The organism is Allokutzneria albata, from assembly GCF_900103775.1.
GTDB lineage: Bacteria > Actinomycetota > Actinomycetes > Mycobacteriales > Pseudonocardiaceae > Allokutzneria > Allokutzneria albata.
Genome location: NZ_LT629701.1, coordinates 7,490,962 through 7,515,931, shown reverse-complemented (window position 1 = coordinate 7,515,931; position 24,970 = coordinate 7,490,962). Strand labels below are relative to the sequence as shown.

Here is a 24,970-nt window from a genome sequence, read left to right as displayed (position 1 = left end):
CGGTATGCGCGCGGTGGCCGGAGTGGTCGCGGTCTCGACCGCGCCGGGAAACCGCCGCCGCGGTGTCCTGACGAGCCTGATGCGCGCTCAGCTGGAAGGGCTGCGCGCCGGGGCGGCGGAGCCGATCGCCGTGTTGTGGTGTTCCGAGGCGAGCATTTACGGGCGTTTCGGTTATGGCTCCGCGTCGATGCGGTTGTTCACCTCGGTGCCGAGGGCGACGACCTTCTCGTCCACTGTGGACTGTTGGGCGGAGCGTGCTCGCGAGCTGCCGCGCGAGGCCGCTTTCCTTGCCATGAAACAGATCTACCAGCGAGTCAGTTCGTCGCGCGCAGGCTGGATCGACCGTGCCGATGCCGACTGGGAACGGTGGTACCTCGACGATGCCGACAGCCGCCAGGGCGGGACGCCGTTGCGGTTCGCCGTGCATTCCGGTGCCTACGCCGCATATCGAAGTGCACGCGAACGTGACGTCTCGCGGACCGCGTCACCGGGTGAACGCGCACGAGATCGTCTCAGTGGACCCGGTGGCGCACGCGGCGATCTGGCGCTACCTGCTCGACATCGACCTGACCGGCGAGGTCACGTACTACAACATGGCGGAGCGCAGGATCGGGGACGCGCTGTGGCTTCGCCTCGTCGACGTGGACCGCGCGTTGGCGCAGCGCCGCTACAGCGCGCCCGCGGACCTTGTCTTGGAGCTGTCCGACACCTTCTGTCCCTGGAACGCGGGGCGGTGGCGGTTCACCGTGGACGGCGAGGGCGTGGCACAGGTGCGCCGCACCGACGACGACGCGGACCTCGCGATGGGCGTCGCGGACCTGGGCGCGGTGTTCCTCGGCGGCACCGCTCCGGCGGCTCTGGCCGGAGCCGGGCGGATCAGCGAGCTGCGGCCGGGCGCGCTGGCCGCGCTCGCGCTGACTTACTCCACCGAGCGCCGGCCGCACTGCGCGGAGTTGTTCTGAGCGGGAACCTTGACGGTGGGTTCGGCCGTTGACCGGTCGAGTCGAGTCCCGCGATCGAAAGGCTCGTGATGGAGTTCCTTCTGGTGGTGCTGGTCATCGCGCTGATCGGCGGGATGGTGGTGATGTCCCGGCAGCGCGCGGCCGCGCAGCGCCGGGAGCTGGACGACGCCAAGGCGGAGGCCCGCCGCTGGGTGGAGCGCCTGGGCGGCCAGGTGGTGAACCTGGTCGGCACGAACGAGGCCGCCAAGCAGGCGCTTGCCGACGCGTCCGAGCGCTACACCGCGGCGGGCTCGCAGATGGAGCAGGCGAACACCGCCGCGCAGTGCCGCCTCGCCACCCAGACCGCGATGGAGGGCCTGTACTACGTCCGCGCCGCGCGCACCGCGATGGACATGGACCCCGGCCCCGAGCTGCCGGACCTCAACGGGCAGCGGCACGCGGGCTCGGTGACCGAGGAGCGCGACGTCGAGGTGCAGGGCCACGGGTACGTCGCCTCGCCGCGCCCCGGCAGCCGCACCCCGCACTACTACCCCGGCGGCATGGTTGCCGGGCGCCCGGTGCCGCAGGGTTGGTACAGCGAGCCGTGGTGGAAGCCCGCCCTGGTCGCCGGCGCCTGGGGCGTCGGGAGCGCGCTGCTGTTCGGCGCGATGTTCTCCGGGATGGCCGGGGTCGCCGCGGCGGCTGCCGTCAGCGACTTCGGCGACATGGGCGGTGTCGGTGACCTGGCCGGGGCCAGTGACATCGACACCATCGGCGACATCGGCACCGACTTCGGCGGCGACATGGGCGGCTTCGACTTCGGCGGCAGCGACTTCGACTTCTGAGGCCTGTCTGGCGGGTCTCGTTCGACGAGAGCCCGGATCGAGGTCGTTGCCGGCCCGACGGCGGACCCGCCAGAGCGCCCTAGCCCGCCTGGCAGGTGGGGCACCAGTAGAGGTTGCGGGAGACCAGCTTGGCGGTCGCCACCGGCGTGCCGCAGACCAGGCAGGGCTGGGAGTCCCTGCGGTAGACGTAGACCTCGCCGCCGTGCCGGTCCTCGCGCGGCGGCCGCCCCATCGCCTCCGGCTCGTGCTCGGGCCGGACCGTGTCGATGCGGCCGACCCGCAGGCCGTACTCCATCAGCTCCTTCAGGTCCTCCCAGATCGCCTTCCACGTGGCCTCGTCCAGGTCGCGGCCGGGCGTCAGGGGCGGGATGCCGAGCCGGTAGAGGACTTCGGCGCGGAAGATGTTGCCCGCGCCCGCGACGATCCGCTGGTCCATCAGCAACGCGGCGATCGACGTGCGGGAGTTCTCGATCCGCCGCCACGCCTTGCCGGGATCGGCGTCCGCGCGCAGCGGATCGGGGCCGAGGCGGTCGCGAAGCGCGTCGACCTCTTCCTCTGTGAGCACGTCGCAGGCAGTGGGGCCGCGGAGATCGGTCCAGTGCGTCGGCCCGATGACGCGCATCCGCACGAGTCCCTGGGGCGGCGTCACCGGCCGCGGGTGCTCGGTGAACTTCCCGTACAGGCCGAGGTGGACGTGCACCGTGCGGTCCGGGCCGAAGTGGTGCAGCAGGTGCTTGCCGATCGCTTCCGCGCTTTCGAAGACGCGTCCGTTGACGAGCGAGGCACCGATGGCGAAGCGGCCCTGCGGACTGTCGACGGCCACCTCGTGGCCCGCGTAGCGCTGGTTGTGCAGCCGGGCGAGCCGGTGCAGCGTGTGACCTTCAGGCATCTGCGCTCATTCGGTTCAGCTGGGCCACCACGCGGGGCCCCATGCGATCACGGAGAGGCCAACGTAGCCGAGCAGGCACCACGCGGCGATCAGCAGGCCGGACCGGACGGCACTGCCCACGACGAGCTGCGCGCGGCGGCGACGGGCGTGGACCACTCCGGCGACGAGCGCGACGACGGGCACCACGAAAGCGCTGACGATCAGCCACACGCCGATGCCGAGCCCGCAGTCCGGCGGGCCGCACGGGGGCTGGCCGTCGAAGGAGTTGATGATGATCGTGCTCTGCGCGAAGTACATCGCCAGCACGCCGACCACGGTCACCCCGAAGGCGACCGCCGCGGACACCACCCACGTCGTCGTCCCGAACTCACGCACGCGAACCATGCGCTCCCGGGTACCCATCGGGAGCGCACGGCAACCGGCGTCACGGCAGGACGGGCGCTTCCTTGGTCTTCTCGTACTCCGAGATCAGGCCGATGCGCCGGATGTGCCGCTCGTCGTCGGAGAACGGGGTCTCGACGAAGGCGTCCACGATCGCGGCGGCCTCCTCGGCGGTGTGCTGGCGGGCACCGACGCCGATCACCTGGGCGTTGTTGTGCTCCCGGGCGAGCTTGGCGATCTCGGTGCTCCAGGCCAGCGCGGCCCGGCAGCCCTCGACCTTGTTCGCGGCGATCTGCTCGCCGTTGCCGGAGCCGCCGATGACCACGCCGAGGCTGCCGGAGTCCGCGACGACGCGGCGGGCGGTCTCGATGCAGAACGGCGGGTAGTCGTCCAGGGCGTCGTAGACGTGCGGGCCGACGTCGACGACGTCGTGACCGCGGCCGGTGAGGTGCTCGACGAGGTAGGACTTCAGCTCGAAGCCCGCGTGGTCGGATCCAAGGTAAACACGCACGGAAGCGGAGTCTGTCATCCGTGGTCCGGGTATTCACTGGCCGCCCCCTGCGAGGATGCTCACGTGGACGCGTGGTTCAGACAGGACGGCTACCAGGTACGACTCGAATGGGGTCCCGATGGAGTGACGGCGCTCGGCGCCGACTGCGCTGTGCTCGTCATCGTGGATGTGTTGTCCTTTACCACCTCCGTGGACATCGCGGTGGGCAGGGGCGCCCGGATCATGCCGCTGCGCTGGAAGGACGAGGCCGCCGCAGCGAACGCACGCCGGGCCGGGCTGCCGGTGGGCGAGACGTTCGGCAAGGAGCTGTCGTTGCGGCCGTCCTCGCTGACGGCGATCGAGGCGGGCACGACGTTGGCGCTGCCGTCGGCGAACGGCGCGACCCTGTGCGATCTGGCGTCGAAGACCGGCGCGCACGTGCTGACCGGCTGCCTCCGCAACGCCGACGCCGTAGCCGCACGAGCGCGTGAACTGGCCGGTGACCGCCCGGTCGGGATCATCGCGGGCGGTGAGCGCTGGCTGCTGCCCGGCGACCCGCTGCGGCCGTGCTGGGAGGACCTGCTCGGCGCGGGCGCGATCGTCTCCGCGTTGCCCGATGGACGGTCACCCGAAGCGGAGATGGCCGCGCGGACCTACCGGGCGACCGGGGCATCGCTGCTGCACGAGTGCGTCGGGGCCAAGGAACTGATCGCCGCGGGGTATCCGGATGATGTGCGCTTGGCCACCGAGGTCAACGTCAGCACCGCGACCCCGCTTCTCAGAGATGGATTTCTCTCGTGACGACCTGGACCGAAGTCGCCGATCGCGTGTACGCGCGGCGCTACGCCGAACTCGACCTCACCGTCGGGCTCGTGGTAGGGGACGACGGCTGTCTGGTGATCGACACGCGCGGCGACCTCGAACAGGGAGCTGAGTTGGCCGCTGCCGTCCGGGAGATCACGCCGCATCCCTGGGCGGTCGTCTACACCCACGCCCACTTCGACCACTGCTTCGGCACTTCGGCTTTCCCCGGCGCCGCGGTGTGGGCGCATCGGTTGTGCCACAAGGACATGGTCGAGCACGGTTCGGATGAGCTGCGCAAGTGGAGCGAGCGCTACCGCGCCGAGGGCAAGGTTTCGATCGCCGATGCACTGGACCGCACCACGCTGGTGATGCCCACCGATCTCGTGGACGACCGCGCTTCGCTGTCCGTCGGCGGGCGTGAGGTTGAGCTGGTGTACGTCGGACTGGCGCACTCCAGCGGTGACCTGCTCGTGCACGTGCCCGACGCCCGGGTGCTCTTCGTCGGTGACCTCGTGGAGAACGGCGCACCGCCGCAGTTCGGCGACTCGCACCCGCTGAGCTGGCCGACCGCGCTGACCACGATCCTCGACTTCGACGTGGTCGTCGTCGTTCCGGGGCACGGGGATCCGATCGACCAGGACTTCGTCGCCGACCAGCGCGAGGAGCTGCGTTCGATCGCCGAGCTGTGCCGCGCTGTCGCATCGGACGAACTGTCCACAGAGGACGCTCTGGCGAACTCCCCCTACCCCGCCGACTTCACCCGCACCGCGTTGGAGCGCGTCCTCAGCACTCGATGACGTTCACGGCGAGGCCGCCGCGCGCCGTCTCCTTGTACTTGACCTTCATGTCGGCGCCGGTCTCGCGCATCGTCTTGATGGCCTTGTCCAGCGACACGAAGTGCGTGCCGTCGCCGCGGATCGCCATGCGCGACGCGGTGATCGCCTTGATGGAGGCGACGGCGTTGCGCTCGATGCACGGGATCTGCACGAGCCCGCCGATCGGGTCGCAGGTGAGGCCGAGGTTGTGCTCCAGCGCGATCTCGGCGGCGTTCTCCACCTGCTCCGGGGTCCCGCCCAGGACCTCGGTCAGCCCGGCAGCGGCCATGGAGCACGCGGAGCCGACCTCGCCCTGACACCCCACCTCGGCGCCGGAGATGGACGCGTTCTCCTTGTACAGCACGCCGATCGCGGCCGCGGTGAGCAAGAAGCGGACGATCGCGTCATCGTTGGCACCGGGCACGAAGCGCGCGTAGTAGTGCAGCACCGCGGGAATGATCCCGGCGGCCCCGTTGGTCGGCGCGGTGACAACGCGACCACCGGAGGCGTTCTGCTCGTTGACGGCGAGGGCGAACAGGGTCACCCAGTCCATCACGCGCAGCGGATCGGTCGTGTAGTGCTCGTTGGACAAGGTCTGGAACAAGCTCGCGGCGCGGCGCTGGACCTTGAGACCACCGGGCAGCACGCCCTCGGTCTCGCACCCCTCGCGCACGCAGTCCTGCATGACCTGCCAGATGTGCAGCAACCCCGCGCGGATCTCGGCCTCGGACCGCCAAGCCTGCTCGTTGGCCAGCATGATGTCGCTGATCGACATGCCCGTGCGCCTGGTCTGCTCCAGCAGCTCGACACCGTTGCGGAACGGGTACGGCAGCGCGGTGTCGTCTTCCTTGATCCGGTCGGCGCCCGCCGCGTTCTCGTCGACGACGAAGCCGCCGCCGACGGAGTAGTAGGTCCGCGTGCGCAGCTCGTCGCCCTTGGCGTCGAAGGCCACGAAGGTCATGCCGTTGGGGTGGTAGGGCAAGGACTTGCGGCGGTGCAGCGTCAGGTCCTCGCGCTCGACGAACGCGATCTCGTGCGTGCCCAGCAGGTTCAGCCGCCCGGACGCGCGGATCTGCGCCACGCGAGGCTCCACCGAGGCGGTGTCCACCGTCTCCGGGTCCTCGCCTTCGAGGCCGAGCAACACGGCCTTGTCGCTGCCGTGGCCGTGGCCGGTGGCGCCGAGCGAGCCGAACAGCTCCGAGCGCACGCGGGTGACCTCGGCGAGCAGGCCGTCGGCCTTCAGACCGGCGACGAACGTGTGCGCCGCGCGCATCGGGCCGACCGTGTGCGAACTGGACGGACCGATGCCGATCTTGAAGAGCTCGAACACGCTGATCGCCATCTGCGCCTACCACTTCCCTGCCGATCATGGCCGCCCCGTTGCGGCCATGTCCGAGTCTGACACAGCCGGGTGAACACGGGCCGCACGCAGTGGGAACGGCGCCACCGCCGAGGTGGCGCCGCACACAGCCGGACCGGTTCAGGAGAAGTCGGGCTCCTCGGTACGGGTCCGCTTCAGCTCGAAGAAGTGCGGGTAGCCCGCCAGCAGCCGGGCGCCGTCGAAGACCTTGCCCGCGTCCTCGCCGCGAGGGATGCGCGAGAGCACCGGGCCGAAGAAGGCCACGCCGTCGACGTGGATCACCGGGGTGCCGACGTCCATGCCCACCGGGTCCATGCCGCGGTGGTGGCTGGCCTTCAGCTCCTCGTCGTACTCGGTGGAGGTCGCGGCCTGTGCCAGCTCGGCGGGCAGGCCCACCTCGGCGAGCGCCTCGGCGATCACCGTCTCCCAGTCCTGCCTGTGCTCGTTGTGCAGCCTGGTGCCGAGGGCGGTGTAGAGCGGGCGCAGCACCTCCTGGCCGTGCTGCTTGGCCGCGGCGATCGCCACGCGCACCGGGCCCCAGCCGCGCTCCATCAGCGCCTTGTACTGCTCCGGCAGCTCGCGGCCGGAGTTGAGCACCGAGAGGCTCATCACGTGGAAGTCCAGTTCCACGTCACGGACCTGCTCGACCTCCAGCATCCAGCGGGAGGTGATCCAGGCCCACGGGCACAGCGGGTCGAACCAGAAGTCGACGCGGGTCTTGCCAGGCTCCACAGCGGTCATGCTCCTGCCAACCCCGCCACGTCCCTGACCATTCCCGACCCAGGTGTAAAAAGTTCTTTGGGGGTCCGTGATTGGATGCCCAGCAGTCGGATGCCTACGAACCAGGACAGGGGTGAACACGTGGCAGCACCGAACCTCACGTGGGAGCAGGCGCGGCAGCGCGCCGCGCTGCTGAAGGTGGAGTCCTACGACATCTCCTTGGACCTCACCGACGGTGCCGCCGGCCCTGGTGAGACCACGTTCCGCTCCACCACCACGGCGCGCTTCACCTGCGCGGAGCCCGGCGCGTCGACGTGGGTCGACATCGTCGCGGCCGGGGTGCGGCGCGCGGTGCTCAACGGCGTGGAGCTCGACGTCAGCGGCTACCGCGAGGAGGACGGCATCGCGCTGCCGGACCTCGCCGCCTCCAACGAGCTGGTCGTCGAGGCCGACTGCCGCTACATGAACACCGGCGAGGGTGTGCACCGCTTCGTCGACCCGGTGGACAAGTCGGTCTACCTCTACACCCAGTTCGAGACGGCGGACGCGAAGCGCATGTTCGCCTGCTTCGACCAGCCGGACCTGAAGTCGGTCTACACCCTCACGGTGACCGCAGCCGGGGACTGGAAGGTCATCTCCAACGCGGCGGCGACCCGCACCGAGCCCACCGAGCTGGGCGCGGTGACCCACCACTTCCCCACCACCAAGCCGATGTCGACCTACCTCGTCGCGCTGGTGGCCGGCCCCTACGCGGAGTGGCGCGACGTCTACACCGACGACGAGGGCGAGATCCCGCTCGGCCTCTACGTGCGCGCGTCGCTGGCCGAGCACATGGACCACGAGCGCCTGTTCACCGAGACCAAGCAGGGCTTCGAGTTCTTCAACAAGGCGTTCGGGGTGCGCTACCCGTTCGGCAAGTACGACCAGTGCTTCGTGCCGGAGTTCAACGCGGGCGCGATGGAGAACGCGGGCTGCGTGACCTTCCGCGACGAGTACATCTTCCGCTCGCGGGTCACCCGCTACGTCTACGAGCGCCGCGCCGAGACCGTGCTGCACGAGATGGCGCACATGTGGTTCGGCGACCTGGTCACCATGCGCTGGTGGGACGACCTGTGGCTGAACGAGTCCTTCGCGACCTGGGCGAGCGTGTACGCGCAGTCCGAGGCCACCGAGTACAAGAGCGCGTGGACCACCTTCGCCAACGTGGAGAAGTCGTGGGCCTACCGGCAGGACATGCTGCCGTCCACGCACCCCATCGCGTGCGAGATCACCGACGTCGAGGCCGTCGAGGTCAACTTCGACGGCATCACCTACGCGAAGGGCGCCAGCGTCCTCAAGCAGCTCGTCGCGTACGTGGGCATCGAGAACTTCCTGTCCGGCCTGCGGATGTACTTCGACAAGCACGCGTGGGGCAACGCCACCCTGGCCGACCTGCTCGGCGCGCTGGAGCAGGCCTCCGGCCGCGACCTGTCCGGGTGGAGCGCGCAGTGGCTGCAGACCACGGGCATGAACACGCTGCGCCCGAAGTTCGAGGTCGACGCGAGCGATCGCTTCACCACGTTCTCCGTGCTGCAGAGCGGCGCCAAGCCGGGCGCCGGTGAGCTGCGCGCGCACCGCACCGCGATCGGCGTCTACGACCGCGACGAGACCACCGGGAAGCTCGTGCGGATCAACCGCATCGAGCTGGACGTCACCGGGGAGGTCACCGAGGTCCCCGAACTGGTCGGCACCCCGCGCGGCAAGCTCGTGCTGGTCAACGACGACGACCTGACCTACTGCGCGATGCGGCTCGACCCGGGCTCGCTGGCCACGCTGATCGACAGCATCGGCGACGTCGAGGAGTCGCTGCCGCGCACGCTGTGCTGGTCCGCGGCGTGGGAGATGACCCGCGAGGCCGAGCTGAAGGCCCGCGACTTCATCACCCTCGTGCTCAACGGCATCGACTCGGAGACCGAGATCGGCGTCGTGATGCGGCTGCTGCTGCAGGCCCAGGCCGCGCTGACCAACTACGCCGACCCGGCGTGGCAGTCCGAGGGCTGGTTCCGCTTCACCAGCAAGCTCTTCGAGCTGGTCGAGTCCGCGGAGGAGGGCTCCGACGAGCAGCTGACCTACGTCAACACGCTGTGCGGCTCGGTGCTGCGGCCGGAGCAGGTGGACGTGCTGCGCGGCTGGCTGGACGGCTCCCGCGAGCTGCGCGGGCTCACCGTGGACACCGACCTGCGCTGGCGGCTGCTGGTCGCGCTGGTCGCGCACGGTGCCGCGGGCGAGGACGAGATCGAGGCGGAGCTGGCCGCCGACCAGACCGCGACCGGTCAGCGCGCCGCCGAGCGCTGCCGCGCCATCCGCCCGCTGGCCGAGGCCAAGGCGGAGGCGTGGGAGCGGGCGATGCGCGACGACGAGCTGCCCAACGCGATCAACGAGGCGATCGTCAGCGGCTTCTCCCACCCGGCGCAGACCGAGCTGCTCGCGCCGTACGTGTCCCGGTACTTCGCCGAGGTCGCCGAGATGTGGTCGCGCCGCTCCACCGAGCAGGCGCAGCCGTGCGTGGAGGGCCTGTTTCCGAACTGGGCGATCGAGCAGTCCACGGTCGAGGCCGCGGACAAGTGGCTGGAGGGCGAGGCGTCCCCCGCGCTGCGCCGCCTGATCACCGAGGGCCGGGCGGGCGTGGTCCGCGCGCTCCGCGCCCGCGAGTTCGACCGCTCCTGACCCCGGACGCGACAACGCCCGCCCACTGCGAGAGTGGGCGGGCGTTGTGCGTTGAGAAGGATCAGTGCCGGGGAGCGGGCCCCGCCTGGTCGGAGAGCATGCGCAGGCCGCTGACCAGGCCGCCCGCGAGGTCGCCCTCCTTGAACGAGGCGACCATGCTCATCACCGCGAGCTTGCAGCTGCGGTCGGAGATGCGGCGGGAGGACTCCTCGCCGGTCACCACCTCCAGCACCCGTGCACCCGGGGAGACCGCGATCAGCACCGCGTCGGAGGCGCCGGGGCCGATCTGCGCGTGCAGCGACTCGGCGGTGGCCCGGCTGTCCTCGCCGAGGTCACCGAGGTAGACGCTGAAGTCCAGCCCGGTCAGCCTGCTCGCCAGCGTCAGCGCCTCGTCGAGGGACGCCAGCTGCGACGGGGTGAAGGGGACGGTGGGCGGCTGTGGCTGCACCATCCTCGCCACCGAGATCCGGCCGCTGTTGGTCAGCGCCTCGCCGACGCCCAGCTCCCGGTCGAGTTCCTTCTTGACGACCTCACCAGCTACCACGGGCACCTCCCCGAGCGGTCCGGACGGGCTGCGCGGTGGCAGCGTCAGCGGTGGAAGCGGGCGCGGAGTGGTTCACGCGTGCACCCACCCCCGCCGGGTTGGCCGTCCACCACACCGGCTCGTAGTCCCAGTCCTGCCCCGGGCGGTACCTCGGGGTGCGGGCGAACTTGGGCCACAGCGTCAGGAGCGCGATCACGCCGTAGATGGCCAGCGGGATCAGCGCAAAGACGAGTAGGGTCTCCACGACGTTCACGGCTCGTACTCTAGATGTCCTACCCCCGCGGGGCTTGGCCAGGTCCACCGGTCCGCAGCAGCGGCCCGCCGAGCACCACCGCGGTCGTGGCGACGATCACCGCGGCGCCCAGCAGCACCGTCCTGAGCGAGGTCGCACCCGCGATCGGACCCGCCAGCGCGGCGCCGACCGGCATCAGCCCCCAGGCCAGCACGCGGTAGCCGCTGGAGACCCGGCCCAGCAGGTACCCGGGGGTCAGCCGCTGCCGACGGGTCGCCGAGAGGACGTTCCAGCAGCCGCTGCCCAGGCCGGTGACGAAGTACGCCAGCCAGGCCAGCCCCGGCACCGACGACGTGGCCAGCACCGCGAACCCCGCGGCGATCAGGAGCAGGGAAGCGATCATCATCGGCCCCTCGCCGACGCGGGCGCCCAGTGCCGGGGTCAGCCGCGCCGCGACCAGGATGCCCACGGCCATCGTGATCATCAGGGTGGGCACGAGCGCGGGCGCGAAGCCCAGGACCTGGATGGCGTACAACGCGCTCACCACGTTCACGGCGGCCGCGGACAACGCGCACAGGACGACGGCCAGCACGAGCACCCGCAGCGAGCGCTCGGTCACCAGGTAGCGCACGCCCTCGACGACCTGGCGCACCAGGGACTCGCCGTCCCGCTGCTCTCGGTGCGGGACCACGTCCGGAACGTGCGCGACGTACCAGGCGGCGATGGCGAAGGACAGCGCGTCGAGCGCGAAGCACGCTGCGGGCTCCCACACGAAGAGCAGGCTCGCCGCGAGCGGGCCGGCGAGATCGACCCCGATCGTCTCGGCCGTGACGAAGCGGCTGTTGGCACGATCGAGATCCGTGGGCCCGGCGATCTCCACGAGAAGCAGTTGCGAGGCCGAATCGGCGAAGGTTTCCACGGTGGTCAGGAGAAATGCGAGAACGGCCAGAATGATCACCGTGTCCTGACCGGTGAACACGACGAGGGCCAGCACCGCGGTCAGGACGGCGCGAACCACGTGGGCCGTGAGGACGACCTTCCTCGGGCGCCAGCGGTCCACCAGCGCACCGGCCGGGAGCGCGACCAACAGCCACGGCAGCAGCTCGGCCGCGGCGACCGCGGAGGCGGCCAGCGGGTCCCCCGTGCTGACGGCGACGTAGAGCGGCAGTGCGGCGGCCCGGACACCGTCGCCGACGAGGGAGACCGACCAGGCGGAAAAAAGTCGCCGGAAGTCGGGTCCTCGCACGCCGGAGCCCTCGGCCAGCTCTCCGTCACAGTGGCTCACCGTGATCGCGTCCTCCTCGGCCGCCAAGGCGGGGTCGCCCGCCGTGAACACCGTCGGACCTGCGGTGATTCCGCATTGTCAGCTACCGCCGACGCGGTCGCGACCACGTCCTGGGAGCGGTTGCCGAAGATCACTCGACGAGACCACGGCACGCGGCCGAATGGCCCCGGTCCGGACGGCGGCGAATGGCGGTCAGCTTGGCGGCTTGTTCTCCGAGCGTCGTGGCTCTACTTTTTCACCTATCCGGGTCTTGCGTATGCATCTGATCTCCCCTTATCCGAACAATGATCGCTGGAGGGCAATCATGTCCACTTCGACCATCCCCGCTCAGAGCAACAACGTCACCCGTCCGGGTAAGGGTTTGTTTACCTCCGCGTGCACTTCGTACCAGGGCGTGCGGATCAGCGCACGCCGTGGTGTTCGGATCAGCGGACGTGGCGGGGTGCGCATCAGCGCGTGCTCGGGCGTTCGGATCAGCGCGCAGCGCGAAGGCGTGCGCATCAGCGGGCAGCGCGAAGGCGTGCGCATCAGTGGGCAGCGCGAGGGCGTGCGGATCAGCGCCCGCGAAGGCGTGCGGATCAGCCGTCAGGGCGTGCGCATCAGCAACACCGGTGGCGTCAGGATCAGCGCCCGCGAAGGCGTGCGGATCTCCGCCCTCGCGGCCTGAGACGCCGTCCTCAGGCGGCTTCGTCCAGGTAGGGCAGCCAGAGCGGGTCCGCCTCGGAGATGCTGGCGAGCAGCCGCCAGTACCGCCCGCGCGGAGCGCGCGGGACCACCCGCAGTCGCCAGCCCAGCTCGGAGAGCTGCTTGTCGGCCTTGCGGTGGTTGCACTTGGCGCAGCAGGCCACGCAGTTCTCCCAGGTGTGCGGCCCACCCCTGCTGCGGGGAACGACGTGGTCGATGGTCTCGGCCCGGCCGCCGCAGTAGGCGCAGCGGTAGCGGTCGCGGTACATCAGCGCCGCCCGCGTCATGGGAACGCGCCCCCGGTAGGGGACGCGCACGAAGGTGCTGAGCCTGATCACCGATGGGACGAGCACGACCTCGCTCGCGGAGTGGAGCACCAGCCCGGCGGGATCGCCGTGCACGATCTCGGCCTTGCCGCAGATGAGCAGCACGATCGCCCGGCGCAGCGGGAGCGCGGTGAGCGGCTCGTAGGTGGCGTTGAGCAGGAGAACCCGACGTCTGCTCCAGATCGGCTTACCGTCCGCGGTGGCCTTGTCGACCCCCCGCGGATCGCCGGATTCGGCATGGGATGATCTTGTTGCCACCCCTGTCGGACACGGCTTTACCCTGGGCGCCACCCGCAGGGGCGCGCCCTTGGTAGTCGGTTGTCGGTCTGGCACGCGACCACCTCCACCGGTTCAGTTCTAAGTCGACCACACAACCGGCCTCGAACGCACGTGTGATTCATGACGTGTCGATGAAGAATCGGTTGTCGGGTGTCAGGCCGGCGTGCTCGAACACTGTCCCTGAGCAGGCCAGGGGCGATGGGCGGGGCGGGCAAGCCTCTATCGTCGCAACCGTGACCCACTCGCGACCCTCCGCACCGCAGAACTCCTACCCCGAAGCCGAGCGCCTCGACCTGGTCGAGGACCTGCACGGCCACCTCGTCGCCGACCCCTACCGCTGGCTCGAGGACGTCACCGACGAGCGCACGACCGCATGGGCCGCCGCGCAGGACGAGCTGGCCAAGGCTCAGCTGGCCGCGCTGCCCGGCCGGGACCGGATCGCGAGCAGACTCGACCGGCTGATGCGCACCGGCTCCGTCGGCGCGCCGCGCTGGCGCGCGGGCCGGGCCTTCTTCACCCGGCGCCTGCCCGATCAGGAGCACCCCGTGCTCTACCTGCGCGAGGCAGACGGCAGCGAGCGGGTGCTGCTCGACGTCACCGCGATGGACCCGACCGGGCTGACCACGCTGGACGGCTGGTCGCCGAGCCTGGAGGGCACGCGGCTGGCGTACAAGGTCTCCACCAGCGGGGACGAGGAGTCGCGGCTGAGCATCATCGACGTGGACTCCGGCGAGCTGCTGGACGGCCCGATCGACCGGATGCGGTTCAGCTCGATGACCTGGCTGCCCGGTGGCGAGGAGATGATCTACGTCCGCAGGCTGCCGCCGGAGGCGGTCCCGGAGGGCGAGGAGGTCTTCCACCGCCGGGTGTGGCGGCACCGCGTCGGCGCCGACACCTCGACCGACGTGCTGCTGCACGGCGACGGCCTGGACATGACCTTCTACTACGGCACGCGGGTCTCCGACGACGGCCGCTGGCTGATCGTCGACGCCACCCCGGGCACCGCGCCCAGGCAGACGGTGTGGCTGGCGGACCTGCGCGGCGACGGTGAGCTGCGGCGGATCGTGGACGGCGACGCCGAGGGCGGCTACTGCTCGGCCTGGTTCGAGGACGACGGCCGCCTCTACCTGATGACCACGCTTGGCGCGCCGCGCTGGCGGCTGTGCGTCGCCGACCCGGAGCACCCCGAGCGGGAGAACTGGACCGAGCTGATCGCCGAGGACGCCGACTCCGTGCTGGAGGCCGTGCACCGGGTGCCCGCGACCGCGGACCGGCCCGCGCGGCTGCTGGTGCTGCGGACCAGGCACGCGGTCTCCGAGCTGTACCTGCACGACGAGGTCACCGGCGAGCGGATCGACCAGGTCCGGCTGCCCGGCATGGGCTCGGTGCACGCTCTGTCCACTGTGGACAAACTGACCGAGGGGCACGCCGACGACGTGTGGCTGGGCTGGGCGGACTTCGTCACGCCGCCGTGCGTCTACCGCTACTCGCTGAGCACCGGCGCGGTCGAGCTGGAGTCCTCCGCGCCCGGCGCGACGGCCGCCCCCGAGGTGCACACCAGCCAGGTCACCTACACCTCCCAGGACGGCACCGCCGTCCGCATGTTCGTCATCTCGCCGGTCGAACGCCCCGAGCGGCCGATGCCCACGCTGCTCAACGGCTACGGCGGGTTCTCCAACAGCTCCACCCCCGGCTACCGCGCGGCCGCGCTGGCCTGGGCCGAGGCGGGCGGTGTCTTCGCGATCGCCTCGCTGCGCGGCGGCGGCGAGGAGGGCGAGGAGTGGCACCAGGCGGGCATGCGGGCGAACAAGCAGAACACCTTCGACGACCTGCACGCCGCCGCCGAGCACCTGGTCGCCACCGGCTGGACCACCTCGGAGCAGTTGTCGATCATGGGCGGCTCCAACGGCGGCCTGCTCGTCGGCGCCGCCCTCACCCAGCGGCCGGAGCTCTACCGCGCGGTCGTCTGCTCGGCCCCGCTGCTGGACATGGTGCGCTACGAGAAGTTCCTGATCGGCCGGACCTGGAACGACGAGTACGGCACCGCGGACAAGCCGGAGGAGCTGGCCTGGCTGCTGTCCTACTCGCCGTACCACCACGTGCGCGAGGGCGTGCGGTACCCGTCCGTGCTGTTCACCGTCTTCGAGTCGGACAGCCGAGTTGACCCTTGCCACGCAAGGAAAATGTGCGCCGCGCTACAGCACGCCACCGCGGGCTCGGAGGCCGACCACCCGATAGTGTTCCGCCGCGAGACTGAGGTCGGCCACTCCGCGCGGTCGGTGTCCAGGATGGTCGACCTCCTCACGGACGAGTTGGCGTTCCTGGCTTCGGCCATCGGACTGGATCTGGAGAGTCGGTAGGTGGAGCAACTCCCGCTAGACGTGAACGCGATGACCGAGACGGTGCTGGACCCCGCTGCCCTGGTGAAGACACTGGGCGAGGTGCAGTGGCAGGTGCTGCTCGTGGGCACCGGCAAGGTCGTGCTCATCATCGTGCTGGCGTTCGTGGCGCGGTTCCTGGCGCACCGGGCGATCCGCAAGCTGACCAGCGGTGGCGACGGCAGCGTGCCGAAGCTGCTGCGGCCGTTGAAGGAGCGGGCACCGGAGTCGCTCGGGCCCTTGCTGTCCGAGCGCCGCAAACAGCGCGCTCAGACCATGGGATCGGTGCTGCGCTCCGCGTTCTCCATCCTGATCTTCAGCGTGGCGTTCCTGATGGTGCTGCGCGTGCTCGGGCTCGACCTCACGCCGATCCTCGCCTCGGCGAGCGTGCTCGGCGTCGCGATCGGCTTCGGCGCGCAGAACCTGGTCAAGGACTTCCTGTCCGGCATGTTCATGCTGATGGAGGACCAGTACGGGGTCGGTGACGTCGTCGACCTCGGCGACGCCAGCGGCACCGTGGAAGCGGTCGGCCTGCGCATCACCACGCTGCGGGACGGCAACGGCACGGTCTGGTACGTGCGCAACGGCATCGTGCAGCGGGTCGGCAACTCCACCCAGGGCTTCGCGGTCGCCGTCGTCGACGTGCCGCTGGCCTACACCGTGGACGTCAACAAGGCCATCGAGCTGATCGGGACCACGACGGCGGAGGCCACCAAGGTCGCCCCGCTGGCCGACGACGTGCTGGAGGCCCCCGAGGTCCTCGGCGTGGAGAAGGTCACCTCGGAGACGGTCACCGTCCGGGTCACCGTGAAGGTCCGGCCGAGCAGGCAGTGGGCCGTGCAGCGCGCGCTGCGGGCCAAGGTCAAGGCCGCGGTGGACGAGGCGGGCATCGAGGCCCCTCCGGCCACGACCGCCGACTCCTGACTTCTCGTCGCGATCGGGCGCTCGTGGGAGCGCCCGATCGCGGCGTGTCAGGATGGATGCGTGGGCACTCCCGAGACTTTCTACGAGGCCGTCGGCGGCGAAGAGACCTTCCGCCGGATCGTCGCCCGCTTCTACGCCGAGGTGGCCACCGACCCGCTGCTGCGTCCGATGTACCCCGAGGAGGACCTCGGCCCGGCCGAGGACCGCTTCCGGATGTTCCTGATGCAGTACTGGGGTGGCCCGCACGACTACTCCGACCAGCGCGGGCACCCGCGGCTGCGAATGCGCCACATGCCGTTCAAGGTCGGTCCGCTGGAGCGGGACGCGTGGCTGCGCTGCATGCGGATCGCGGTGGACGAGGCCGGGCTGTCGGAGGCGCACCGCAAGCAGCTCTGGGAGTACCTGGAGATGGCGGCGAACAGCCTGATGAACTCCCCCATCTGACCCCTCTTCGGACGCCGTGGGTCCCTGGAACGGGGGTGATCGCCGGTACCGGATGGCAGGATGGACCCTCGTGCGACCTTCCCCCGAAGCCCTGTCCGACTCGGCGCAGTCCGCGCGCTGGTGGAACGATTCCGTCTTTTACCAGGTCTACGTCCGTTCCTTCGCCGATTCCAACGGCGACGGCGTCGGCGACCTGGACGGTGTCCGCGCCCGGCTCGGCTACCTGGAACTGCTCGGCGTCGACGCGCTGTGGCTGACCCCGTTCTTCCGCTCCCCGATGGCCGACCACGGCTACGACGTCGCCGACCCGAGAGACGTCGACCCGCTCTTCGGTGACCTGGCGGCCTTCGACCGGCTGGTCGCCGACGCGCACGCGCGGGGTATCAAGGTCACCATCGACCTGGTGCCCAACCACAGCAGCGACCAGCGGGACTGGTTCCAGGAGGCGCTGCGCGCGGGGCCCGGCAGCCCGGAGCGGGACCGCTACATCTTCCGCGACGGGCGGGGCGAGGACGGTTCGGAGCCGCCGAACAACTGGCCGAGCATCTTCGGCGGGCCCGCGTGGACCCGGGTCGCCGACGGCCAGTGGTACCTGCACCTGTTCGCCCCGGAGCAGCCGGACCTGAACTGGGCCAACCCCGAGGTGGCCGAGGACCTGGACACCACGCTGCGGTTCTGGCTGGACCGCGGCGTCGACGGGTTCCGGATCGACGTGGCGCACGGCATGGCCAAGCCCGCCGACCTGCCGGACGTCTCGGAGGGCTTCGTCGACGGCAGCGGGGTGCTGCACGACAACGCCAACGACCCGCGCTTCGACAACGACGACGTGCACGAGATCCACCGCCGCATCCGCAAGGTGCTCGACGAGTACGAGGACCGGATGGCGGTCGGCGAGATCTGGGTGAAGGGCGACGACCGCTTCGCCGCCTACGTCCGCCCGGACGAGCTGCACCTCGGCTTCAACTTCCGCCTGGTGGAGACCGACTTCGACGCCGCGGCCGTGCGGTCGGCGGTCGAGCACTCGATCGCGGCCGTGCGCGCCGTCGGCGCGTTGCCGACCTGGACGCTGTCCAACCACGACGTGGACCGGCACACCACCCGCTACGGCGGCGGCGAGCTGGGCCAGGCGCGGGCGCGGGCGATGGCGCTGGTGGAGCTGGCCCTGCCCGGCGTCGTCTACCTCTACAACGGCGAGGAACTGGGCCTGCCCAACGTGGACCTGCCGGACTGGGCGCTGCAGGACCCGGTGTGGGAGCGCTCCGGGCACACCCGGCGCGGCCGCGACGGCTGCCGCATCCCGATGCCGTGGGAGGGCGAGGGGCCGACGTTCGGGTTCACCACCGCCGAGACGACCTGGCTGCCGATGCCCGCCGACTGGGGCCCGCTGACGGTGGAGGCCCAGCTGGAGGACCCGGCCTCGATGCTCTCGCTCTACCGCCAGGCCGTCGAGCTGCGCCGGACGCACCCGGGCTTCGCGGGCGAGGAGATCGAGTGGTACGGCGCGCCGGAGGGCTGCTTCGCCTTCCGCCGCAAGTCCGGCGGCCTGATCTGCGCGCTGAACACCTCCGAGGCCCCCGTCCCGCTCCCGCCGGGCGAGGTCATCCTCTCCAGCGCCCCGCTCACGGCCGAGGGAGAGCTTCCCCCCAACGCCGCCGCCTGGCTCGCCTAGCCCTTCGCCTGTCTCGTGCTCACAGCCGGATCTCCCGGCTGTGAGCACGAGAACGAGGCCGGCTCAGACCAGGAGGGGCAGGAGGGAGTGGCGGCGCCGGACGACGGCGCCGAAGCGGGCGTCGAGGCGGACCCAGGAGTCCGTCGCGGTCACGCGGACCACGTCGCCCTCCTGACGGCTGGTCAGGAAGCCCATGCCGGAGAGCGCGAACAGGCAGCGCAGCGGGATCTTCACGTCCAGCCCCGACCCGCTGACCGTCAGCACCGACTGGTCCAGCAGCGACGCGGGCGGGGTGCCGCGCGGCCCCGGGTTCTCCTTGGCCACCGCGACGCCCTGGTCGGCCAGGTCGGCGACCATGTCCGCGGGCAGGTCGTCAACGGCGAGCCAGCCCGTCGCGGGCGGCAGCGCCGACCGCCACATGATGTCCTGCGGCGGCCCCGGGTCGATCCGCTCACCGCCGACCACGGCGAGCGAGGCCAGAAGCTCGTTGCCGTTGACCGTGAGGTCGCTCGGCTCCACCCGGCCGCGGACGGTGCGGGTGACCAGGGTGTCGAACGGCGTCGACGCCCACGCCTCCAGCAGGTCCGCGCCCTCGGCGTTCGGCCGCATCCGCAGCCGGACCAGGACACCGGTGTCCAGCCGGACCGCACGTGCCACGAAGGCGCCGAGGTCGTCGCGCTCGTCCCGGTCGGCGATCAGCAGCTCAGGCATGGACGTCCTCCACCACGTACTTCGCCAGGAACTCGCGCTCGTCGTCGCGGAGCCTGCGCGGGCGGGCGGTGGCCACGTGGAACCCGGCCACCAGCACCTCGCCGACGGCCGCGACCCTGTCCTCCTCCGTCGGTCCGCAGTGGACGGTGTGGCGCATGACGAACGTCGCCGGGCGCAGGTCGCTGACGTCCACCCGGACGCACACCGGCTTGCCGGTCCAGTCCAGCGGGGCGCGGAAGTCGACGGTCAGCTTCGCGACCACCAGGCCCCGGGCCGGGTCGGTGAACCCGGCCCAGGGCGAGGAGTCGGTGAACAGCATGTGCCCGCGCGCTTCCTCCATCAGCGTCACGATCACCGCGTGGTTGACGTGGCGGTTCAGGTCGATGTCCGCCCAACGCGGATGGACGTGGGTGACGAACGGGCTCACTGCCGGTGCTTCCCCTTATCTCACGATGCTGCGGACCTGGCGGGCCGCAACCGACAGCGTAGGCAGGTCGAGCCTTCCGGCTTCCTTGATCTCCTGCATCGCCGCGCGCATCCGGCCCAGCCGGGAGGCGTTGGCCTCCTCCCACTTCGCGATCTTGGCGTCCGCGGAGTCGTCCGGGTCGCTGGTGCGCAGCACGTCCAGGGTGATCGCCCGCATCGTCGAGTACAGGTCGTCCCGCAGCGCCAGCCGGGCCAGCGCGTGCCAGCGGTTGCCCCGCTCCAGCGCGCTCACCGAGACCAGCATCCGGTCCACGTCCAGGTGCTCCGAGAGCGCGTAGTACAGCTCGGCGGTCTGGCGCGGGCTGTGCTCGCCGCCGTGCACCAGGCCGCCCTCGCGCTCGGCCAGCTCGGCCACCTCGGTGACGTCGAGCAGGCAGTAGGTGTAGAGCAGCGAGGCCACCCGGCAGGCCAGCTTCTCCGGGACGCCCGAGGACATCAGCCGGTCGGCGTGCTCCTGGACCGTCTCCAGCTCCCGTCCGCGCAGCATGTCCATCGCCCGCGGCGCGAGGTCGGAGACCACCGGCTGGAAGCGGGCGATGTCCGCGCCCACCGCGAGCGGCTGCGGGCGGTTGGACAGCAGCCACCGCGACGCGCGGTCGAGCAGCCGCCGCGACTCCAGCACCATGTCGTCGGCGACCTGGGTCGGGATGACGTTGTCCAGGGACTCGATCTCCCGCCACAGCGACGGCAGGTCGTAGACCTTGGTCACCACGGCGAAGGCGCGCACCGCGTCGGTCGAGGAGGCCGTCATCTCCTCGGCGAGGCGGAAGGCGTAGGAGATGCCACCGCCGTCCACGACCTCGTTGACCAGCAGCGTGGAGATGATCTCCCGGCGCAGCGGGTGCGAGGGGATGGCCTCGCCGAAGCGCTCGCGCAGCGGCGTCGGGAAGTACTCCGGCAGCCGCGCCGCGAACGTGCCCAGCTCGGGCAGGTCGCTGGCCAGCACGTCGTCCTTGAGCGAGAGCTTGACGTGCGCCAGCAGCGTCGCCAGCTCCGGTGAGGTGAGGCCCTCGTTGGCCTGCTCCATCGCCTTGAACTGGCCGCGGGTGGGCAGCGACTCCAGCGCCCGGTCCAGCCCGCGCTTCTTCTCCAGTTCGGAGACCAGGCGGGAGTGCACCGACAGCATCGGCGCGGCGTGCGCCCGGCTGACGCCGAGCACCGCGTTCTGCCGGTAGTTGTCGGTCAGCACCAGCCGGGCGACCTCGTCGGTCATCTCCACCAGCAGCTCGTCGCGCTGCGCGGAGTCCAGCCTGCCGTCGGCGACGAGCCGGTCCAGCAGGATCTTGATGTTGACCTCGTGGTCGGAGCAGTCCACACCGGCGGAGTTGTCCAGGGCGTCGGTGTTGACCTTGCCGCCCGCCTTGGCGAACTCGATCCGGCCGCGCTGGGTCAGGCCCAGGTTGCCGCCCTCGCCGACCACCTTCACCCGCAGGTCGGCGCCGTCGACCCGGACCGCGTCGTTGGCCTTGTCGCCGACGTCGGCGTGGCTCTCGGTGGTGGCCTTGACGTAGGTGCCGATGCCGCCGTTCCACAGCAGGTCGACCGGGGCGAGCAGGATCGCCTTGATCAGCTCGGCCGGGGAGAGCTTCTCCACGCCCTCGTCGATGCCCAGCGCCGCCCGCGCCTGCGGGGACAGCGGGATGGACTTCGCGGTGCGCGGCCAGACCCCGCCGCCCTCGCTGATCAGGCTCCGGTCGTAGTCGTCCCAGGACGAGCGCGGCAGCGCGAACAGCCTGGAGCGCTCGGCGAAGCCGCAGGCCGCGTCCGGCTCCGGGTCGATGAAGACGTGCCGGTGGTCGAAGGCCGCGACCAGGCGGATGTGCTCCGACAGCAGCATGCCGTTGCCGAAGACGTCACCGGACATGTCGCCGACGCCGACGACGGTGAACTCCTGGGTCTGGGTGTCGGTGCCCAGCTCGCGGAAGGCGCGCTTGACCGCCTCCCACGCGCCGCGGGCGGTGATGCCCATGGCCTTGTGGTCGTAGCCGATCGAGCCACCCGAGGCGAAGGCGTCGCCCAGCCAGAAGCCGTAGCTGGCCGCGACCTCGTTGGCGATGTCGGAGAAGGTCGCCGTGCCCTTGTCCGCCGCGACAACCAGGTAGGTGTCGTCGCCGTCGTGCCGCACCACCTGCCGCGCCGGGACGACGACGTTGCCGTCCTCGCTGGCCCGCAGGTTGTCGGTGAGGTCGAGCAGGCCCGAGATGAACATCCGGTAGCAGGCGATGCCCTCGGTCAGGGTCGCCTCGCGGTCCAGGCCAGGGTCACCGGTGGGCGTCGGCGGGCGCTTGACGACGAACCCGCCCTTGGAGCCGACGGGCACGATCACCGCGTTCTTCACCGCCTGCGCCTTGACCAGGCCCAGGATCTCGGTGCGGAAGTCCTCGCGGCGGTCGGACCAGCGCAGGCCGCCGCGCGCCACCGGGCCGAAGCGCAGGTGCACGCCCTCGATCCGCGGCGAGTACACGAAGATCTCGAAGGCCGGGCGCGGCTCCGGCAGGTCCGGGATGGCCTTCGGCTCCAGCTTGAACGACAGGTACGGCTTGCCGCTGGCAGCGTCATCCACGTCACGCACGAAGTAGTTCGTCCGCAGGGTGGCGTTGATCAGCGTGAGGTAGGAGCGCAGGATGCGGTCCGCGTCCAGGCTGGTGACCTCGTCGATCATCCTGGTGATCTCGGTGACCAGGGTGTCGGTCTGCGTCTGGCGACCCTCGTCGGCCAGCTTCGGGTCGAAGCGGACCTCGAACAACCGCACCAGCGCCGCGATCACGTCGGTGTGCGCCAGGACGGCGTCCTCGATGTAGTCCTGGCTGTACGGGGTGCGGGCCTGCCGCAGGTACTTCGCGTACGCGCGCAGCAGCGCGGCCTGCTGCCAGTCCAGCCCGGCGCGCAGCACCAGCGAGTTGAACCGGTCGACCTCGGCCTCACCGCGCCAGGCCGCCGCGAAGGCGTCCTGGAAGCGCTTGCGCACCGCGTCCAGGTTCTCGGTGCCGATCTGCTCCAGCACCGACTGCTCCAGGCGCAGCCCGAAGTCGAAGATCCAGCACTGGATGCCGTCGTCGCGCACCACCTCGTAGGGGTGCTCGTCGACGACCTCGACGCCCATGCCCTGCAGCACCGGCAGCACCTGGGACAGCGTGATCCGGCGACCGGCCAGGTAGAGCTTGAAGCGGCGCTCCCCCGGTTCGGCCTGCTCGGGCACGTAGAAGCACATGTCGGCGTCGCCGGGGCCGGACAACCGCTGGAGCCTGCGCAGGTCGGCCAGGCCCTCGGTGGCCGGGAAGTCCTCCTTGTAGGACTCCGGGAACATCGTGGCGTAGCGCTGGCCCAGCTCGGTCGCGGACTCGGTTCCCGCGCTCGCCGCGGTCTGCTCGGCGAGCACCGCGTCCACCATCAGGTCGTCCCAGCTGCGGGCTGCCTCGGACAGGCGCTGCTGGATGCTCGCGGTGTCCGGCTCGATGTCGCTCTGCGGGTCGGTGTGCACCATGAAGTGCACCCGGGCCAGCGCCGACTCGCCGATGCGCGCGCTGTACTCCAGGCCGGTGCCGTTCAGCTCCGCGAGCAGCACCTCCTGCATGGCCAGCCGCGAGGTCGTCGTGTAGCGGTCGCGCGGCAGGTAGACCAGGCAGGAGAAGAAGCGGCGGTACGGGTCGCGGCGCAGGAACAGCCGCAGCTTGCGGCGCTCCGCCAGTGCCAGCACCTTCGTGGTCGTGTGGAACAGGAAGTCCGCGTCCTGGGAGAACAGCTCGGTGCGCGGGTAGTTCTGGATCACCTCGAGCATCCGCTGGCCCGAGTAGGACTCCAGCGGGAAGCCCGCGCGGTGGATCACCTGGCGCACCCGGCGCTCCAGCACCGGGATGTCGAGCACGTTCTCGTGCAGCGCCGTGGTGGTGAAGACACCGAGGAAGCGGTGCTCGCCGTTGACGTTGCCGTCCGCGTCGAAGGTCTTCACGCCCACGTAGTAGGGGTAGACCGAGCGGTGCACCGTGGACGGCGCGCTGGCCTGGGTCAGGACCAGCAGCTCCTTCCTCAGCGCCTGCGCGGCCGCGTCGGGGCCCGCGGTGAAGCTGCGCGCGGCGAGGCTGTCCTGGCGCAGCACGCCGAGGCCGGAGGCGAGCACGGCGCGCAGTGCGGGCTCGTTGTCCGTGCTCTCGTCGCGCACCAGCTCGTAGTGCCGGTAGCCGAGGAAGGTGAAGTGGCCGTCGGCCAGCCAGCGCAGCAGCCCCGCGCCGTCGACGACCTCCTCCTCCGGCAGCGGCGGCGGCGCGGTCTCCAGCTGACCGGCCAGCTCGAGGGCGGTGCCCGCCATCTTCTCGCTGTCCTCGACGACCTCGCGGACGTCGTTGAGCACCGACAGCAGGCGCTGCTCCAGGTCGCGGGCGCGCTCGGCGTCGGTGATGTAGTCGACCTCGAGGTGCATCCACGACTCGGCCAGCGCGTCGGCGGGCGGCTCGCTGGGGTCCGCGTCGTTGAGGACCTCGAGCAGCTTGCCGGTGACGTCCCTGCGCACCACCAGGATCGGGTGCACCACCCGCTGGACCTGCACGCCGCTGCGGGTCAGCTCCGCGACCACGGAGTCGACCAGGTAGGGCATGTCGTCGGTGACCAGCTGGACCACGGTGGCCGGGCAGGCCCAGCCGTCGTGGGCGCGTTCGGGGTTCAGCGCGCGGACCGCGGGGCGGCCGGGGACCCGGTTCTCGGCGAGCTGGTAGTGCGAGCGGACCGCCCCGACCAGGTCGACGGGCTCGTCCTCGACGACCTCCTCGGCCGGCACGTGCCGGTAGTAGAGGCGGAGCAGCTCGGCGAGGTCGGGAGCGGCTTGCACCGCTCGGTCAAGCAGCTCGTCGCGCACCGACTCCGGACTGCCCGGGATGTCGTCGACGGGGTTGCGGGTGGACTCGGGACGGGACGTTGCGGTTCCCAACGGTTCTCCGGTCGAAGTCATGGTCAGCAGGCTCCACGCGCTCTCCGGCACGCCGCTGTGCCGGGACCTGGCGAGGGTAACTCCCCGAATGCGCTAACCGGGAAGCGGGCGTACCCCCGTTCCGACGCGCCGAGCG

At 70.8% G+C, this 24,970-nt stretch carries 23 protein-coding genes and 1 pseudogene; 11 read left to right on the top strand and 13 right to left on the bottom strand.

What is annotated here, in order from left to right; translation table 11 throughout:
• Positions 1-4: 4 nt before the first annotated feature.
• A pseudogene (locus BLT28_RS42950) lies at positions 5-121 on the top strand (GNAT family N-acetyltransferase); the annotation flags it as partial.
• 50 nt (positions 122-171) lie between these two features.
• Here BLT28_RS42950 and BLT28_RS42655 read toward each other — a convergent pair.
• Positions 172-294, bottom strand: coding sequence for a hypothetical protein (locus BLT28_RS42655; RefSeq protein ID WP_269459613.1), 123 nt, complete (start codon positions 292-294; stop codon positions 172-174).
• Between the two features lie 197 nt (positions 295-491).
• Here BLT28_RS42655 and BLT28_RS34310 point away from each other — a divergent pair, with 197 nt between their 5' ends.
• Together BLT28_RS34310 and BLT28_RS34305 are read left to right on the top strand one after the other, a co-directional pair.
• Positions 492-962, top strand: a complete 471-nt coding sequence (locus tag BLT28_RS34310) for a sterol carrier protein domain-containing protein (protein ID WP_052406701.1) — start codon at positions 492-494, stop codon at positions 960-962.
• Positions 963-1,030: 68 nt separating this feature from the next.
• Entirely contained in the window at positions 1,031-1,786 is a 756-nt protein-coding gene (locus tag BLT28_RS34305) for a hypothetical protein (protein WP_030426499.1), read from the top strand.
• A gap of 79 nt (positions 1,787-1,865) precedes the next feature.
• Here BLT28_RS34305 and BLT28_RS34300 read toward each other — a convergent pair whose 3' ends face one another.
• The 3 genes from BLT28_RS34300 to BLT28_RS34290 are packed head-to-tail and all read right to left on the bottom strand — an operon-like array spanning position 1,866 to position 3,567.
• Entirely contained in the window at positions 1,866-2,675 is an 810-nt protein-coding gene (locus tag BLT28_RS34300; RefSeq protein ID WP_030426500.1) for an Fpg/Nei family DNA glycosylase, read from the bottom strand.
• A gap of 15 nt (positions 2,676-2,690) precedes the next feature.
• Complete coding sequence (locus BLT28_RS34295; protein WP_030426501.1) at positions 2,691-3,059, bottom strand: hypothetical protein; 369 nt, start codon at positions 3,057-3,059, stop codon at positions 2,691-2,693.
• A gap of 40 nt (positions 3,060-3,099) precedes the next feature.
• Positions 3,100-3,567 carry a ribose-5-phosphate isomerase gene (locus BLT28_RS34290; protein WP_030426502.1) on the bottom strand — a complete coding sequence of 156 codons (468 nt, stop codon included), beginning with the start codon at positions 3,565-3,567 and terminating at the stop codon, positions 3,100-3,102.
• A 63-nt stretch (positions 3,568-3,630) separates the two neighbouring features.
• On the opposite strand from BLT28_RS34290, the gene BLT28_RS34285 reads away from it, so the two are divergent.
• The gene (locus tag BLT28_RS34285; RefSeq protein ID WP_030426503.1) at positions 3,631-4,347 is read left to right on the top strand and encodes a 2-phosphosulfolactate phosphatase; all 717 of its coding nucleotides are present in this window, start codon (positions 3,631-3,633) and stop codon (positions 4,345-4,347) included.
• Positions 4,344-5,147 carry an MBL fold metallo-hydrolase gene (locus tag BLT28_RS34280; RefSeq protein ID WP_030426504.1) on the top strand — a complete coding sequence of 268 codons (804 nt, stop codon included), beginning with the start codon at positions 4,344-4,346 and terminating at the stop codon, positions 5,145-5,147. The genes BLT28_RS34285 and BLT28_RS34280 overlap by 4 nt, the downstream gene beginning before the upstream one ends.
• Here BLT28_RS34280 and BLT28_RS34275 read toward each other — a convergent pair.
• Both BLT28_RS34275 and BLT28_RS34270 read right to left on the bottom strand, forming a co-directional pair.
• Positions 5,134-6,507 (bottom strand): L-serine ammonia-lyase, encoded by a 1,374-nt coding sequence (locus BLT28_RS34275; protein ID WP_030426505.1) that lies wholly within the window; start codon positions 6,505-6,507, stop codon positions 5,134-5,136. The two genes, BLT28_RS34280 and BLT28_RS34275, sit on opposite strands and share 14 nt — an antisense overlap.
• A gap of 138 nt (positions 6,508-6,645) precedes the next feature.
• Positions 6,646-7,266 (bottom strand): mycothiol-dependent nitroreductase Rv2466c family protein, encoded by a 621-nt coding sequence (locus BLT28_RS34270; RefSeq protein ID WP_030426506.1) that lies wholly within the window; start codon positions 7,264-7,266, stop codon positions 6,646-6,648.
• A 120-nt stretch (positions 7,267-7,386) separates the two neighbouring features.
• On the opposite strand from BLT28_RS34270, the gene pepN reads away from it, so the two are divergent.
• Positions 7,387-9,951, top strand: a complete 2,565-nt coding sequence (gene pepN / locus BLT28_RS34265) for an aminopeptidase N (protein WP_030426507.1) — start codon at positions 7,387-7,389, stop codon at positions 9,949-9,951.
• Positions 9,952-10,012: 61 nt separating this feature from the next.
• Here pepN and BLT28_RS34260 read toward each other — a convergent pair whose 3' ends face one another.
• From BLT28_RS34260 to BLT28_RS34250, 3 genes are read right to left on the bottom strand one after another with little or no spacing between them, the layout of a single operon-like run.
• A complete protein-coding gene (locus tag BLT28_RS34260) occupies positions 10,013-10,495 on the bottom strand; it encodes a DUF5130 family protein (RefSeq protein WP_030426508.1) in 483 nt (160 codons plus the stop codon).
• Positions 10,482-10,748, bottom strand: a complete 267-nt coding sequence (ctaJ, locus tag BLT28_RS34255; protein ID WP_030426509.1) for an aa3-type cytochrome oxidase subunit CtaJ — start codon at positions 10,746-10,748, stop codon at positions 10,482-10,484. Before ctaJ ends, BLT28_RS34260 begins: the two co-directional genes overlap by 14 nt.
• 19 nt (positions 10,749-10,767) lie before the next feature.
• Positions 10,768-12,063, bottom strand: coding sequence for an MFS transporter (locus tag BLT28_RS34250; RefSeq protein WP_030426510.1), 1,296 nt, complete (start codon positions 12,061-12,063; stop codon positions 10,768-10,770).
• A gap of 253 nt (positions 12,064-12,316) precedes the next feature.
• Between BLT28_RS34250 and BLT28_RS34245 the strand changes: the two genes are divergently transcribed.
• Positions 12,317-12,679, top strand: a complete 363-nt coding sequence (locus tag BLT28_RS34245; RefSeq protein WP_231950520.1) for a hypothetical protein — start codon at positions 12,317-12,319, stop codon at positions 12,677-12,679.
• A gap of 10 nt (positions 12,680-12,689) precedes the next feature.
• Here the strand turns inward: BLT28_RS34245 and BLT28_RS34240 are convergent, their stop codons facing one another.
• Positions 12,690-13,355, bottom strand: a complete 666-nt coding sequence (locus tag BLT28_RS34240) for an HNH endonuclease (protein WP_156050370.1) — start codon at positions 13,353-13,355, stop codon at positions 12,690-12,692.
• Positions 13,356-13,534: 179 nt separating this feature from the next.
• Between BLT28_RS34240 and BLT28_RS34235 the strand changes: the two genes are divergently transcribed.
• The 4 genes from BLT28_RS34235 (at position 13,535) to BLT28_RS34220 (ending at position 18,716) form a co-directional block, all read left to right on the top strand.
• The gene (locus BLT28_RS34235) at positions 13,535-15,661 is read left to right on the top strand and encodes a prolyl oligopeptidase family serine peptidase (protein ID WP_030426513.1); all 2,127 of its coding nucleotides are present in this window, start codon (positions 13,535-13,537) and stop codon (positions 15,659-15,661) included.
• Positions 15,662-15,691: 30 nt separating this feature from the next.
• Entirely contained in the window at positions 15,692-16,603 is a 912-nt protein-coding gene (locus tag BLT28_RS34230) for a mechanosensitive ion channel family protein (RefSeq protein ID WP_052406818.1), read from the top strand.
• Between the two features lie 60 nt (positions 16,604-16,663).
• Positions 16,664-17,047 carry a globin gene (locus BLT28_RS34225; protein WP_030426515.1) on the top strand — a complete coding sequence of 128 codons (384 nt, stop codon included), beginning with the start codon at positions 16,664-16,666 and terminating at the stop codon, positions 17,045-17,047.
• 70 nt (positions 17,048-17,117) lie between these two features.
• On the top strand, positions 17,118-18,716 hold the full coding sequence (locus BLT28_RS34220) for a glycoside hydrolase family 13 protein (RefSeq protein WP_030426516.1): 1,599 nt from the start codon (positions 17,118-17,120) through the stop codon (positions 18,714-18,716).
• Between the two features lie 63 nt (positions 18,717-18,779).
• On the opposite strand, the gene BLT28_RS34215 is transcribed toward BLT28_RS34220, so the two are convergent.
• Genes BLT28_RS34215 through BLT28_RS34205 form a run of 3 tightly spaced genes read right to left on the bottom strand, consistent with a single transcriptional unit; the run spans position 18,780 to position 24,855 of the window.
• Positions 18,780-19,427: a hypothetical protein gene (locus BLT28_RS34215; RefSeq protein WP_030426517.1), complete on the bottom strand. Its 648-nt coding sequence runs from the start codon at positions 19,425-19,427 to the stop codon at positions 18,780-18,782.
• Entirely contained in the window at positions 19,420-19,854 is a 435-nt protein-coding gene (locus BLT28_RS34210) for an acyl-CoA thioesterase (RefSeq protein ID WP_030426518.1), read from the bottom strand. The genes BLT28_RS34215 and BLT28_RS34210 overlap by 8 nt, the downstream gene beginning before the upstream one ends.
• Before the next feature lie 15 nt (positions 19,855-19,869).
• On the bottom strand, positions 19,870-24,855 hold the full coding sequence (locus tag BLT28_RS34205) for an NAD-glutamate dehydrogenase (RefSeq protein ID WP_030426519.1): 4,986 nt from the start codon (positions 24,853-24,855) through the stop codon (positions 19,870-19,872).
• Positions 24,856-24,970 lie beyond the last annotated feature (115 nt).